Raw genomic sequence first — 14348 nt, forward strand, 5'->3', positions numbered from 1 at the left:
CTCACGCAAAGTTTTTACCCAATGGGATGTCATCAACATCGGCGAAGTTGTCTACCGAAGCCTGTTTTTCATAGAAGTGCGGCGCATAAGCGATCAGCCCGCCAGTGCGATAAAAAGCATCCTCTTTGGGGATCGGTAACGAGACGGTGCTTTTGGTGATGGCCGACTTGTAGATGGCGGTAATCAGTTCCAGCGAGCGTTTGCCCTGCTCACCATCAATCAGCGGTGCACGCTGCTGTTCGATCGCTGAGAAGAAGTCATCGACCTGTCCGGCGTGCAGTGTCCAGGTGAGCGGTGCGGTGCTGGCATGCAGGCGATCCAGCTCCTGCTCCAGCGCCAGATTGTTCTCTTTTTCCGGGAAGCCATTCTCTGCCGCCTGCATGGCGACCGCTTTCCACGGCGCTGAGAGACGTGCTTTCTCACCCTGCAGCACGATTTTCTGATCTTCACCGTGATGCACCACAGAAGCGGTCAACTGCGCCAGCGTGCCGTTGGGATAGCGGAAAATCGCGGCGCTGAGATCTTCCACTTCGGCATTGTCGTGCGCCACGTTGCCGATCATCGCCACCACTTCACTGGGCGCACCGAGCATCCATTGCATGGCATCGATGTGGTGGACCGCATGGTTAAGCGTGCAGCCGCCGCCCTCTTTTTCCCAGGTGCCGCGCCACCACAGGTCGTAGTACGAATGGCCACGCCACCAGAATGAATCGATTTGCGCGTGGCAAATTTTGCCCGCCAGGCCCGAATCCACTGCCGCTTTCAACTGCCAGAACGCGTCGGTGAAGCGGTTCTGCGCCACCACTGACAAAATTTTGCCACTGGCTTTTTGCGCAGCAATCATCGCATCGCACTCTTCCAGCGAGGCCGCCATAGGCTTTTCGCACAGCACATGCTTGCCCGCCTGCAGGGCCGCAATGGTGTTTTCCGCATGCACATAAGGCGGCGTACAGACGTCGACCACGTCGATATCTGCGCCCTCGGCCAGCATCTCGCGGTGATCCTGGTAAACCCGCACATCGTGCAGGCCGTAGCGCTGCAATTTCTCCCGCGCTTTTTCGGGATACACGTCCGCTACCGCGACAATTCTGCCGCGCTCAGGAAACTGCAGAAACGCCTGGATATGTGAATTGGCAATATTGCCCATGCCCACTATCGCAATTTTTAACATGGAGATTCTCCGCCGATAACCGCTGTTGAGGTGTCTGCGAGGAACATAAAAAAGCGCTGCGGGTCGGACAATCTGTTTTTGTGAGAATTCTCGCAGAGCGATACAGGAGTTTGTGAACCAAATGTAAAACCGTCTTAATATCAGTCCACTGCGTCTGCAAAAATTTGCAAAAATTGATTGGGATGGGGATCACACTATGGCTGGCAAGCTCAGAATGGACGAAATTTCAGCAATCACCGGCTACTCAGTGAGTACGGTTTCACGCGTGTTGAGCGGGAAATCCTACACCAGCGAAAAAGCGCGTGAGGCGATTGTCGACTGCGCGCGCAGGCTAGGTGTATTGCAGGAAATGGTGAGTGGTCGCCTGCTGATCAATGACATTGTGGTGTTTGCCCCAGGGCGCACTTTCACCCCACGCGGCGATCACTTTTACCATGAAGTGACACGCGGGATTGCTGAGGCCTGCGCGTCGCATGATGTGCATATCAGCTATTGCCCACTGGAGGAACAGCGCGCCGATGTGAAGCTGTTTCTGGAAAAAGCCGCAGCAAAAAACATCAGCGCCATCATCATTATCGGCACCGACGATCAAGCGATCTTCAGTCTGGCGGCGTCACTCGGTAAACCCTGTGTGCTGATTAACTCTCGTGATAAAGATATGCGGCTGGATGCGGTGTCACCCGATCATCGGGCGATTGGTTTCAGCGCTATGCAGCATCTGTTTGAGCAAGGGCACCGCCGGGTGTTGACCGTGACCTGCCTGCGACGTGAGACGCTGTTTTTGCGTCTGGAAGGGATCAAAGACGCCTACCGCCATTTTCATATGCCGTTTAATGCCCAGCAGGATTTGATCGTCATCGAAGCCTACTCCTCGCAGGACACCGAGATCGCACTGAATCACTGGCTGGATACGCACCCACGCGATCAGTGGCCAGATGTGATTCTGCCCGGCGGCAAAGGCATTATTACCGGCGTGCAGAATGCACTGCTGTCACGCGGCTTGCGCATTCCCGAAGATATTTCGCTGATGACGACAGATTTAGCCAGCCGGCTGGAAGGATCGCCGGAGATGCCCATCACCGGCTTTGCGGTGCCCTGTCGCGAGCTGGGTTATGAAGCGATCCAACTGATCCAGAACCGCCTCAATCGTCCGCAGTCGTCGATTTACAATCTGTTGTTGCAGGGGAAACTGGTGGATCGCGGCACGGTGGCGAATGCCACCCGCCATGCGGCACGAGAAGAGATCCGCAACGCGTTTCCGTGAGATGCCCTAAAGCAGAAACGCACGTCATCAGCGCATCGTGCCTGTGCACCCAAGCCCAACATCAAAACCTCTGCGCTGATGCTAAACCTTTTGAATTACCAATCCGTTCAAGCCTGAAGCACGGAGCCTTTTCTAACAAACCACACCTAAGCTCAGAAGCAGGCTGGTGCCGCTCAGGGGCAGGCAATCCGCAGCGCCGAACAGAGTGAGTCTGCCAGGAGAGACCGCATGGATGCGGCCGAAAGGCTGGGCTGGAACAGGGATGTTCCATCCCAGCCGGTCCGTAAGGCGGACGAATGACGTGAGGGTACCGCGTCAGCGGCGCGAAGACCGCCGGCCCCTGAGCGGCACCAGATTGCGTTATCACCTGTCGTTCAGCGGCCTGCCCTGAACCAGCCTTACAACTTAAAGCTCTGCACCACCAGCTCCAGCTGCACGCTCTGCTCTTCCATGGCGCGTGCGGCAGCCGACACCTGCTCGACCAGCGCGGCATTCTGCTGGGTGCTGCCATCCAGCTGCGTGATTGCCAGATTAACCTGCTCGATGCCCATGCTTTGCTCGCGACTGGCAGACATGATTTCACTCATCAGGGTGGTCACGCTGCTCACGCCCTGCATCAGCTCATCCATGGTTTGACCGGCTTGTTCCACCAGCTGGCTGCCGGTATCGATATTGGCCACCGACTCCTCAATCAGCTTCTTGATCTCACGCGCCGAGTTAGCGGAGCGCTGCGCCAGATTACGCACTTCTGACGCCACCACAGCAAATCCACGCCCCTGCTCACCCGCTCGGGCCGCTTCCACCGCCGCGTTAAGTGCGAGGATATTGGTCTGGAAGGCGATGCTGTCAATCACGCTGATGATATCCACCACTTTACGGGATGAGTGATTAATCGCACCCATGGTGGTGACCACCTGACGCACCACGTCCGTTCCGCGCGCCGCCACCTGCGAGGCACCGTCCGCCAATTGATTGGCGTGGGTAGCATTGTCGGCGTTCTGACGTACCGTGCCGGTCAGCTCTTCCATTGACGCGGCGGTTTCGACAATCGAACTCGCCTGCGATTCAGTACGCGCAGACAGATCGGCATTGCCGCTGGCAATTTCACGCGAGGCAGAGGTAATCGCCAGTGCGCTGTCGCCCACCTGACGCATCAGCCCCTGCAGATACTCAATAAACTGGTTAAAACTTTGCGCCACCGCGTTAAATTCCGGGCTGTTGCTGGCAGGCAGACGCTGAGTTAAATCCGCGCCGCCAGTCGACAGCGCTTCGATATTGCGGTTCAGCAGGCTAAGACGTTTCATCATGGCGCGCACGAAGCCGAGCAGCACCAGCAGCAGGATCACCGCCAGCGGGATCTGCACCAGGCCCAGGCGAGTCAGCATGCTGTGGGTTTGCGCATCCAGCAAACTGGACGGCACATCGCTGGCGAGATACCACGGGCTACCGGCGATCGCCTGCAGAAACAGCGTGTGCTCGCCATCTTCGCCTTTAAAGGTGGTTTGCGTAGGCTGATGACCTGCCTGGCTCAGCAGACCTTTCAGCGCGCCCGCCATCGGCAGCTGCGTATCCGCGAGATTTTCCAGCTTCGGTGCACCTTCCAGCAGTGCGGCGTTGCCCACCACTTTGCCATCCGCTTCAACGATCAATACACGTCCGTGAATGGCGTCGCCCATCTGTTTCGCCAGTTGGTTGAAGAAACCGAGCGTTACGTCGATGGTTGATACCCCCCACACCGTGCCATCACGATAAATCGCCATCGCACAGTTGGTACGCGGCTGCGGGCTGGCCGCATCCTGATAGGCTTTAGCCCAGGCACATTGCCCTTTGGCCGCGGCCATACCGTCTTTGTACCACGGCTGCTCCCAGTATTTGTCCGCTGCGTCGGAGTTCCAGTAAGTGTTGACCTGTAACTGGTTGCTGGCGTTACGGGCGAAGAACGAACTGTCTTTTTCCTTCGCCGGATCGCGGCGATTAGGCAGCGGCCAGATACCGCCGCCAAATACGTTGCTGTCCTGATACTGGTTCACCAGCGCAGGCAGCAAGTTGTCGATGGCCGCGCTATCCATCACGCCTGCGGCTTCGGTAATGGCACGTTGCTGCGCCTGCACGCGGTTCATCTGTTCGACAATACGTCCCGCCAGGCCATCCACCTCATAGCGCACTAATCGGCTTTCGTTTTGACTCAACTGCGGTGCCACAAACTGATTGATCACCACCACGGTAACCAGCATCAGTACCACGAAAAATGCGACCAACGTCGCGGTAAAACGAGATTGTGTAGTTTTTAACATCAGTGTGCCCTTACCCTGGTTGGCGAGTTGCCTGATCGAGGTTAACGGCGTGTTACAGAGGAACTTGAGGTGAGCAAGATCACAAAAATGCAAATAGTTGATTTAGGTGATCATTAGGAGGGTGACTAACGTCGCGCTTACTCATCAGAGTGCGGGCAACCGCCCGCAGAGAGGGCTATTGCGGCGGGTCCACCACTTCCTGACGTGGCCGAAATATATGGTCATTACCTTCTGCCTGCAAACGCTGCAGCAGCTGTTGTCCACCGCGGTCATCGGCCTGAGCAAACTGACGTTCCGCTTCGGTGATCGGTGTCGCCCACAGCAGATTCGGACGATCGCCATCGCGCTTGGGCAGTCGGAACTGGGCAACTTCCGGTGCTAAGCCATTGGCCAGCAGGAAACTCTCGAAGCCCACTGGTGCCACTTCCGATGCCAGCGTGTGCCCTTCGCCAATCCACGTCAGCCGCGCCCACGGCAAGTGCGCGAATTCTGCCAGCGCGCTGGCCATCTGCACCGCATTGGCTTCGGTCATCACTTCACCGTCTACTGCCATCGCCAGCTCAACACGGCGGTACTGCGGGGCCAGCTCATCAAACAGGTAATCCACCTGCGGCATGGGCCGAATCCCCATACCCAGCGTGAGAAAAACCCACACGCCATTGTGCCAGTGCTGAGAGATGGCCATTGGCGGCCAGCTCCCTTGATCGATAGCGTAATACTTTACCGACTCACCAAACTGCGCCTGGTAGCACTGCATCAGCTCATGCTGCACAACATCCCATAAATGGCCGTCATGCCAGTCACGCCAGAAGTGGCGCTGCTGCTCGGCGCGTGCATAGTAATCATTGGTGGAAGCGGATCCGAGCGGTGCGGTCAGGCGATTCTCTTTGATGCAGCCAGCAGAGAAACTCACCTGCTTATCCTGATACAGACTCCAGCCGGGGATCACCGCCAGCAGTTGGCCGTAATACCACAGGGCTGCACCGTCATCACTCGGTTCCCACAAAATCTGTAGACCGGCAGGGTCGAGCATCGGCTCGGCTTCTAAGGTGCGGCAATACTCTGCGCTGAGCAGAGGCGCAATGCCCTGCTCCATCGCTTCACGATCTTCACGCGCCGGTGCAGGCAACAGATTGCGCAGCCAGCAGCCGCGCACCGCATACTGACTGCGAAACAGATCGTTGGGCCAGATGTAAAAGTAGGCCGTGCGCGCATCCTGTTCGACGATGGCGGTCAGTGTGTTTTGCTGATTTGGCACCTCAGCAATCAGAGGTTGGTGTGTCATAACGCCTCGACAAAGCCTTGAGGGATCCATTTTCCCAGAGAATAGAGCAGGATCGGCACTCGCACCATGTGACACAAGGGTAAAACTCTCAAAGTGCAGTCAGGAAGCGTGAGAATGACTGATGAATGCCAGCACAACGCCCTGACAAACTTCAAATTAATTCGCGATTCATTTGCCGCCTCGCATGCTATTGTCTGCACATTCCTCCTTGCGGAGCTGCTCAGCATGGTGCTGCAAAACCTCGATTTGAACCTGCGCGATGTCGTGATTTTCGCGATTTTAGTGTGGCTGTTTCTTCGCTATACATGGGTGATGTCAGCGCTCACGTTTATGCTCGGTGGTGCGGTGCTATTGGTGTTGTTACCCATCGACATTTACTACAGCTTGCTGCCATTAGCGCTGCTGGGAGTGGGATTAGGGATGCTGCTTCATCATTATCAGCAGCGCCAGCTCACCCTTAAACGTGAAGCCCGCACACCGCGCACCTACACCAAAAAGCAGGACGAGCTGCATTTGTAACGTTAGCGTCCCATACGTTGCATGGCGCGGGAATAAGCCCCGCGCTGAATCGACCAGCGCAGCAAACCGGCAATCACCGCGATCTCTTTATCCACGCGCCACTGTGTCAACGGGCTAATCGGCTGCTGAATTTGCTGTTGCGCCCAGTCCGGTAACAACCCCATCCCGGCTTTTAGCATCACCCGCATCGCCGGTTTCGCCTGCCAGCTTGGGGCCGGTGCATTAATTAATAGCTGCATCACTTCCAGCGTGCGTTCATCGCAAATCAGTTCCGGGCGCATCGCCTGCAGATAAGCGTCCACCGCCTGCACCGTTTTCGGCACCTTTTCCGCCCCTAAGGCTTCGGCGATGAGCGCCGCTTCATCGTAATAGCGATCCTGCTCGGCCAGTGAGAGCTGCGGATTTTTGTAGCGCAGATGCGCGGCGAGGAAGCGGCTGGTTTCGGCGACGTGTACCCAGGTGAGCAGATGCGGATCGCTGGCAGCATAGGGTTGCCCGGCGTTATCAATACCGGTGACGCGCAGATGGATGCGTTTAACGCGCTCGATCAGGATATTGGCGTCCACCGTGTTACCAAAAGTGGTGACGGCGATAAACTGGCTGGTGCGCCGCAGACGGCCCAGCATGTCCTGACGAAAGTTAGAGTGATCCCACACCCCCGCCAGCGCGGCCGGATGCAGCATTTGCAACATCAAGGCGCTGATGCCACCACATAACATCGAAGGAAAGTCGCCGTGCACGCGCCAGATCACATGGTCAGGACCAAACAAACCCGGATCGCCCAGCGGCTGCGAAATATCGAATTCGTTGAGTGCGAGGCCGTTAAGACGAAAGACTTGCTGCTGGATACGATTGCGGAGGTTCATGACGTTTGTCGGTTATGCCCGTTGGCAGAATAAGCTCGGGCCTATCATATACTGCCAGGGGTAACGGTGCGATTCATCCTGCGACAAACCGCACCGTTCCACAAAGTGGCGACAACTAACGCTTACAGATAATCAAACTGCCCGTCTTGGGTGCGTACCGAATCGAGGCCAATCATCACGTTGAATTTGCCCGGCTCGGCGACATGCTGCATTTTTTGATTCCAGAATTTCAGTGCATCCACATCAATCTTAAAGCTTACGGTCTGTGACTCGCCCGCTTTCAGCATGATGCGTTTGAAGCCACGAAGCTCCTGCACTGGGCGGCTGATGCTGGCCACCGGATCGTTGAGATACATCTGTACCACCGTGGCACCATCACGTTTGCCGGTGTTGGTGACGGTAACGCTCGCGTCAACTGTGCCGGTGCGCGGCATGGTTTTCGCAGACATCTTCACTGGTGACACCGTAAAGGTGGTGTAGCTCAGGCCGTAACCAAACGGATAGAGTGGACCGTTCACCGCATCGTAGTAGTGCGAGGTGTACTTGTTCGGCTTGGCGAAGTTATACGGACGCCCGGTTGGCAAGTGATTGTAGTAAATCGGCAGCTGTCCTACGGAACGCGGGAAGGACATCGGCAGCTTGCCCGATGGGTTGTAGTCGCCAAACAACACGTCCGCAATCGCATTCCCCCCTTCGGTGCCGCTGAACCAGGTTTCGAGCATCGCATCAGCCATATGATCTTCGTTGACGACTGTCAGCGGACGACCGTTCATCAACACAATCACCAACGGCTTACCGGTCGCTTTCAGCGCCGCCAGCAGTTTTTGCTGGCTTGGCGGAATCACCAGGTCACTGCGACTGGAGGCCTCATGCGCCATCCCCTGCGCTTCACCCACAGCGGCGACCACGACATCCGCTTTCTTCGCCTGGGCAACGGCTTCATCAATCAATTCCTGCGGCGAGCGTTTATCCACGCTAACCGCCTGTTCGTAAAGGTTGAGGAAGTCCTGAATACCTTTGTTATCGGTGATGTTGGCCCCTTTGGCATACAGCACGGTGCCTTTGCCCGCCATCGCATTGCGTACACCCTGCAGCAGCGGAATCGACTGTCTCGCCACGCCCGCGGCTGACCAGCTGCCCATAATGTCACGCTGGCTGTCAGCCAATGGCCCCACCAGCGCCACGGTGGCGTCTTTTTTCAGCGGTAAGGTTTCATGCCAGTTTTTCAGCAGCACGATGCTCTTACGCGCCACTTCACGTGCTTCTGCACGATGCAGACGGCTCTCGGCATTGGTGTCCTGCGGATCGCTGCCTTTCGGCCCTAAATGGCTGTAGGGATCGTTAAACAAGCCCATATCATATTTGACGTTCAGCACGTGACGCGCGGCATCGTCGATCTCCGCCATGGTAACGGCGCCACTCTTTACCAGCCCAGGCAAGTATTTGCTGTAGTACTCATCGCTCATACTCATATCGATGCCGGACTTCAGCGCAATACGCACCGCATCCTGCGGATCGCTAGCCACGCCGTGCTTCAGCAACTCTTTGATCGCGCCATGATCGCTGATAGTGATGCCTTTAAATTTCCACTCACCGCGCAGCAGGTCTTTCAGCAACCGGCCATCCGCCGTCGCTGGCGTGCCGTTGAGGGAGTTGAGCGCTACCATCACGCCGCCACTCCCCGCATCCAGCGAAGCTTTGTACGGTGGCAGATAATCCTGGAACAGGCGCTGTGGGCTCATATCCACAGTGTTGTAATCACGTCCGCCCTCCACTGCGCCATAGGCAGCGAAGTGCTTCACGCTGGTCATGATCGAATAACGGTCGGCGGCGCTTTTGCCCTGCATGGATTTCACCATCGCGCTGCCCATTTGCGAGGACAGGAAAGTGTCTTCTCCGAAGCCTTCAGACACGCGTCCCCAGCGCGGCTCGCGCGTGACATCCACCATCGGCGCCCAGGTCATATTGAGACCATCGTCGGCGGCTTCATAAGCGGAGATGCGGCCGACTTCACCGATCGCATCCAGATCCCAGCTGGCCGCGAGGCCGAGCGGTATCGGGAAAATAGTACGCTGACCGTGCACTACGTCGTAAGCGAAGAACAATGGAATTTTCAGGCGGCTGAGTTGCATCACCTGATCCTGCATCGCGCGAATATCCGGACGCGTGACGGTATTGAAGATTGCGCCAACCTGACCGTGCTGGATCATGTCGCGCACTGCCTCCTTCGGCGTGTCTGGCCCCACGCTGATCAAGCGCATCTGCCCGATTTTTTCATCAAGGGTCATTTTGCCGAGCAGCTGGTTAACAAAGGCGTCACGCGCCTGTTCAGTCATCGGATGGGGGCCAAACAGGTCATCTGCGAAGGCAGGCTGCATGGCAAGGGAAACAGCGAGGCTAACAGAGCAAATCCATTTCATCAGGTCGGGTTCTCTTAAGTGACTGCGCAATATCGAAATAACCGGGCCAGTGTGCCACAAGTTCAGGATAGCAGGTAGCCACCGATGTCACACCGCGACCATGCCGTTGACGCGTGCTAAAGTAGATGCGCAACGTTAACGACATGGACAGGTTCATGAATAACAACACCTCACACCCTATACTGCTGGCTGAACTGCGCCGCCTCGTCGGCCCTTCACACCTGTTAACTGAGGCGGAACAAACCGCACGCTATCGTAAGGGTTTCCGCTCCGGTGAAGGCGATGCGCTGGCGGTGGTGTTCCCCGGCTCCTTGCTGGAACTGTGGCGGATATTGCAGGCGCTGGTGCAGGCCGATGCGGTGATTTTGATGCAGGCCGCCAACACCGGCCTGACCGAAGGCTCCACGCCTAACGGCAATGATTATGATCGCCCGGTGGTGATCATCAGTACTTTGCGCCTCGATAAATTGCAGCTGATTGATGGCGGCAATCAGATTCTGGCCTTCCCTGGCAGCACCCTTTATCAGCTGGAAAAAGCCCTTAAGCCGCTGGGACGTGAACCACACTCGGTGATCGGCTCCTCTTGTATCGGCGCATCAGTGATGGGCGGGATTTGTAATAACTCCGGCGGTTCACTGATCAAACGCGGCCCGGCCTACAGCGAAATGGCGCTTTATGCGCAGATTGATGCCGACGGCAAACTGAAGCTGGTCAATCATCTCGGCATGGATCTCGGCCACTCGCCGGAAGAGATGCTCGGTCGACTGGATGACGATCGCTGGCAGCAAAGTGACGTGCGCTGGGATGAACGTCATGCTTCAGATCATGAATATGCAGAACGCGTGCGCGATATCCATGCGGATACACCCGCTCGCTTCAACGCGGATGAGCGCCGCCTGTTCGAGGCTTCGGGTTGCGCGGGCAAACTGGCGGTATTCGCCGTGCGTCTTGATACCTTCCCCAGCGAACCGAAGCAGCAGGTGTTTTATATCGGTACTAACGATCCAGCGGTATTGGGCGATCTGCGCCGCCATATCCTGGCCGAGTTTAAAAACTTACCGGTAGCGGGCGAATACATGCACCGCGACATTTTCGATATCGCCGAAGTGTACGGCAAAGACACTTTTGTGATGATCGATAAGCTCGGCACCGACAAAATGCCACTGTTCTTCACGCTGAAAGGTCGGGTGGATGCCTGGCTGGGTAAGCTGAGTTTTGTGAAACCGCACTTCACCGATCGCGTATTGCAGCGCATCAGCGGTTGGTTGCCTGCCCATCTGCCGAAACGTATGAAGCAGTATCGCGATAAGTTTGAGCATCACCTGATGCTGAAAATGTCCGGTGAAGGCGTAGCGGAAGCGCAGGAGTATTTGCACGAATACTTCCGCGAAGGCGGTGGCGAGTTCTTTGCCTGTGACGGCAAGGAAGGCGCACATGCTTTCCTGCATCGCTTCGCCGCTGCCGGTGCCGCAGTGCGCTACCACGCGGTGCATGCGGATGAAGTGGAAGATATTCTGGCGCTGGATATCGCGCTGCGTCGTAACGATCAGGATTGGTTTGAGCGCTTACCGGCGGAGTTTGATAACGATCTTAGTCATCGCCTTTATTACGGCCACTTCTTCTGTCATGTCTTCCACCAGGATTACATCGTGAAGAAAGGCGTGGATGCGCATGCGTTGAAGGAGAAGATGCTGGCGATCCTCAGCGAACGCGGTGCCGAGTATCCGGCTGAGCATAACGTCGGGCATCTGTATCAGGCAAAACCGCAGTTGCAGGCGTTTTATCGTCAGCTGGATCCGACCAATACCTTTAATCCGGGGATTGGCAAAACCAGCAAACAGAAAGGTTGGGCGGTTAAGGCTTGATAAATTAATGGGCGGCCCGAGAGCCGCCCACTGGATTATGGCAGTTGCTCGCCCTCTTCCTGCGTGGCCGCTGGCACGGCTCGACGTTCAATGATCATCGTCTGCGGTGTGGACAGCACAATGCCCTCTTTGCGCAGGCGCGTCAGAATATCGAACAGCAGGTCACTCTTAGCGCTGGAGATCTGACGCTGGCCCGCCACGTTGCCGGTGACGCTCAACACGATGCCCGCAGAGGTCAAATCCTTGAATGAGACGGATGGCTCAGGCGTTTCCAGAATGCGCTCGTTCTCCTGGTAAACCTCCAGCAGAATCTCACGCACGCGCACCGGATCAATATCCAGCGGGAAGGTCAACATAATGGTCACAACACCCTGTGCATTGCCCATAGTGGCGTTACGCACGTTCTGTGAGATGAACTGTGAGTTCGGCACAATCACCGTGGATTTATCACTCAGCTGAATCTCGGTGGCACGCACATTGATACGGCGAATATCCCCTTCAATGCCGCTAATACTCACCAGATCGCCCACTTTTACCGGGCGCTCGGTTAACAGAATCAAACCGGAGATAAAGTTCTTCACGATCTCTTGTAAGCCGAAACCGATACCGACCGACAAGGCACTGACGATCCACGCCAGTTTGTTCCACTGCAGGCCCATGATCGACAGCGTCAGCAGAATGATCAGCACATAGCCGATATTGCTGAACAGCGTCACCAGCGACACGCGCATGCCCACGTCCATGGTGGTTTTGGGCAGGAAATCTTTATCCAGCCAGCGACGCACCGAACGTAGCACGTAGATGCCCACCACCAGACACAGAATGGCATTCACCATATGCGCCGGCACGATGTTCAACGACTCCAGCCCTTTGCCGCCCCAGAACTCAATCACTTTCTGAATCAGCTCGATCGGCGTTGAAGAGGCGAAGGTGCCGTTTAGCAGCGCCAGCACCACAATACCGATCAGTGCGGTTTTACCAACTGCGCCCAGCAGCGTAGCCGCCTGCTGCAGATAACGCTCATCAATGTTTAATGAGGTCTGCAGACGTTTGCCGGTGGCATTGTTGGTGGAGAATAGGCTTTCACAGCCGTCATTGATCAAATGGCTGAGGAAGTAGAACGAGCCAAACAGAATGCCGCACCAAATCACCTCATAACCGAGGAAGCGGGCCAGCGTGACATAACCGATGATCAGTGAAATCAATATCGCGAGCGCGGTGAGCGTCAGCGCCAGCTGAACCAGTCCAACAATGGTCGGGCGCGCTTCTGGCGCATTGCCCTCTTGCACCATACGGCGGCGTACGCGGTTGGTACGCATGCTTATCGCCATACCGGTGGTGCCAATCAGCAGCGCCGTCAGACCGTTCGCGAAAATAGTGGTGTTCAGGCTGGTGCCAACGCTGTAGTTAAAGGCTTCCGCTGTCTGGAAAATAAACACCAATCCAGCCGTAATCGGCGGGAACGGCTTCAGCGCCTGTGCGACTTCATTGGAGATGCCGGGCAATCGCCAGCTCGGACGACGCGTGGACAGGAAGGCTCGCCCTAATCCGGCGATCAAACCGCAATAGACACTGAGTTGTACCAGACGCTCAACAAAATCCTGCACGTCAGTCGAGACTTCATCACGGCGGGTAAACGCCAGCGCGATAAAGTTGAAGGTCAGCACCACGGCCGCCAGGGTGGTCAAGGCAATTGCCGCGGCCAGGAAGCTGCGACGCAAGCGCCCCTCTGGCAGTTTATTGATGCTCACCCAGGCCAAAAACTCTTCGCAGTAGCGACGGCCCAGGGTCATCACCAGCATTGCCGCAATCAACCAACCCATGGTGCCGAAACGCCAACCGGGTTCCCAGGAGAGCGCAGCGGTGTTCTGCAGTTCAGCGATAAAGTCGCTGATCTTCTCACCGTCCAGATCCTGACGGCTGACCATTGGCGCCCAAAAACGCGGCCCCAAAATGCTGCCTGAGTTGAGCGCCAGCTGGCTTTTCAACTGATCACGGCGCAGGTTGACGATCTGTGAGGAGAGCACCAGCGCGCCATTTTTAATGCCGTCGGCCTGCTTGATTTGGTCATCCAGCTTGCTTTTCTGGCTCTCCAGCGAAGCGCGTTTACGCGTCACTTCCGGCGTCTCTTTCACACCGCTGTCCGGCTTCGGTGCCGGACCGAGCACCGCTAACTGTGCATCCAGCTGCTGCCCCTGCTGGATCAGCGACTGGCTGAGGGTTTCTGCATTACCCGAAAGCTCCAGCGCCATCTCATTGAGCTGGTTGAGCTGGCTCTCATTGGTATCGCTTGACACCTGGCCTTTAATCTTGTCGAGGATTTTCTGCATTTTCGGCAGCTCAACCGCAGGATTGACCTTGGGTGCGGCGTCCTCTTGCTGAGCTGCGGCGGCAGTATTGTCATCCGCGTAGCTCAGTGCCGGGCTTAACAGCACCAGCAGCAGTATAAATGGGGTAAATAGCGAACGAAGCTTGTACATATGAGTAAGATTCCAGCGCAATGACAGCCGATAAATGCCAGTTAACTTTAGATGGCGGCCAGTGTAGAGCGTAGCCGAAGCGGAAACTATAGGAATGAAGCGCGAAAACATTGGTGCTGACGATTAGGGATTTTTTTGGTCATTCGGGAGGACTTATCCCGCCAATCGGAAGCACTCACAGACG

At 56.4% G+C, this 14348-nt stretch carries 9 protein-coding genes; 3 read left to right on the forward strand and 6 right to left on the reverse strand.

The features are described 5' to 3' along the window. Window position 1: 1 nt before the first annotated feature. Window positions 2-1171 carry a Gfo/Idh/MocA family protein gene (locus tag RT340_RS01565; RefSeq protein WP_160832559.1) on the reverse strand — a complete coding sequence of 390 codons (1170 nt, stop codon included), beginning with the start codon at window positions 1169-1171 and terminating at the stop codon, window positions 2-4. Window positions 1172-1367: 196 nt separating this feature from the next. On the opposite strand from RT340_RS01565, the gene RT340_RS01570 reads away from it, so the two are divergent. Continuing rightward, the gene (locus RT340_RS01570) at window positions 1368-2435 is read left to right on the forward strand and encodes a LacI family DNA-binding transcriptional regulator (RefSeq protein WP_097117345.1); all 1068 of its coding nucleotides are present in this window, start codon (window positions 1368-1370) and stop codon (window positions 2433-2435) included. A gap of 398 nt (window positions 2436-2833) precedes the next feature. Here the strand turns inward: RT340_RS01570 and RT340_RS01575 are convergent, their stop codons facing one another. Beyond that, on the reverse strand, window positions 2834-4729 hold the full coding sequence (locus tag RT340_RS01575; protein ID WP_097117347.1) for a methyl-accepting chemotaxis protein: 1896 nt from the start codon (window positions 4727-4729) through the stop codon (window positions 2834-2836). 175 nt (window positions 4730-4904) lie between these two features. Continuing rightward, window positions 4905-6014 (reverse strand): suppressor of fused domain protein, encoded by a 1110-nt coding sequence (locus RT340_RS01580; RefSeq protein ID WP_166933106.1) that lies wholly within the window; start codon window positions 6012-6014, stop codon window positions 4905-4907. A 114-nt stretch (window positions 6015-6128) separates the two neighbouring features. Here RT340_RS01580 and RT340_RS01585 point away from each other — a divergent pair, with 114 nt between their 5' ends. Beyond that, window positions 6129-6533: a hypothetical protein gene (locus tag RT340_RS01585; RefSeq protein WP_249221618.1), complete on the forward strand. Its 405-nt coding sequence runs from the start codon at window positions 6129-6131 to the stop codon at window positions 6531-6533. Window positions 6534-6535: 2 nt separating this feature from the next. Here RT340_RS01585 and RT340_RS01590 read toward each other — a convergent pair whose 3' ends face one another. Beyond that, window positions 6536-7399, reverse strand: coding sequence for an oxygenase MpaB family protein (locus tag RT340_RS01590; protein ID WP_211728127.1), 864 nt, complete (start codon window positions 7397-7399; stop codon window positions 6536-6538). A 122-nt stretch (window positions 7400-7521) separates the two neighbouring features. After that, window positions 7522-9819, reverse strand: coding sequence for a beta-glucosidase BglX (bglX, locus tag RT340_RS01595; protein ID WP_313373690.1), 2298 nt, complete (start codon window positions 9817-9819; stop codon window positions 7522-7524). 155 nt (window positions 9820-9974) lie between these two features. Here bglX and dld point away from each other — a divergent pair, with 155 nt between their 5' ends. Next, on the forward strand, window positions 9975-11684 hold the full coding sequence (dld, locus tag RT340_RS01600; protein WP_211728125.1) for a D-lactate dehydrogenase: 1710 nt from the start codon (window positions 9975-9977) through the stop codon (window positions 11682-11684). Window positions 11685-11719: 35 nt separating this feature from the next. On the opposite strand, the gene RT340_RS01605 is transcribed toward dld, so the two are convergent. Then, complete coding sequence (locus RT340_RS01605; protein WP_211728124.1) at window positions 11720-14164, reverse strand: DUF3772 domain-containing protein; 2445 nt, start codon at window positions 14162-14164, stop codon at window positions 11720-11722. Window positions 14165-14348 lie beyond the last annotated feature (184 nt).

This window comes from Pantoea sp. CTOTU50773 (genome assembly GCF_032082325.1).
Taxonomy (GTDB): Bacteria; Pseudomonadota; Gammaproteobacteria; order Enterobacterales; family Enterobacteriaceae; genus Pantoea; species Pantoea communis.

Coding starts and splice junctions, on each gene's coding strand:
- RT340_RS01580 (WP_166933106.1), bottom strand. CDS start 6,014: ATGACACACCAACCTCTGATTGCTGAGGTGCCAAATCAGCAAAACACA.
- RT340_RS01585 (WP_249221618.1), top strand. CDS start 6,129: ATGACTGATGAATGCCAGCACAACGCCCTGACAAACTTCAAATTAATT.
- bglX (WP_313373690.1), bottom strand. CDS start 9,819: ATGAAATGGATTTGCTCTGTTAGCCTCGCTGTTTCCCTTGCCATGCAG.
- RT340_RS01590 (WP_211728127.1), bottom strand. CDS start 7,399: ATGAACCTCCGCAATCGTATCCAGCAGCAAGTCTTTCGTCTTAACGGC.
- RT340_RS01570 (WP_097117345.1), top strand. CDS start 1,368: ATGGCTGGCAAGCTCAGAATGGACGAAATTTCAGCAATCACCGGCTAC.
- dld (WP_211728125.1), top strand. CDS start 9,975: ATGAATAACAACACCTCACACCCTATACTGCTGGCTGAACTGCGCCGC.
- RT340_RS01575 (WP_097117347.1), bottom strand. CDS start 4,729: ATGTTAAAAACTACACAATCTCGTTTTACCGCGACGTTGGTCGCATTT.
- RT340_RS01605 (WP_211728124.1), bottom strand. CDS start 14,164: ATGTACAAGCTTCGTTCGCTATTTACCCCATTTATACTGCTGCTGGTG.
- RT340_RS01565 (WP_160832559.1), bottom strand. CDS start 1,171: ATGTTAAAAATTGCGATAGTGGGCATGGGCAATATTGCCAATTCACAT.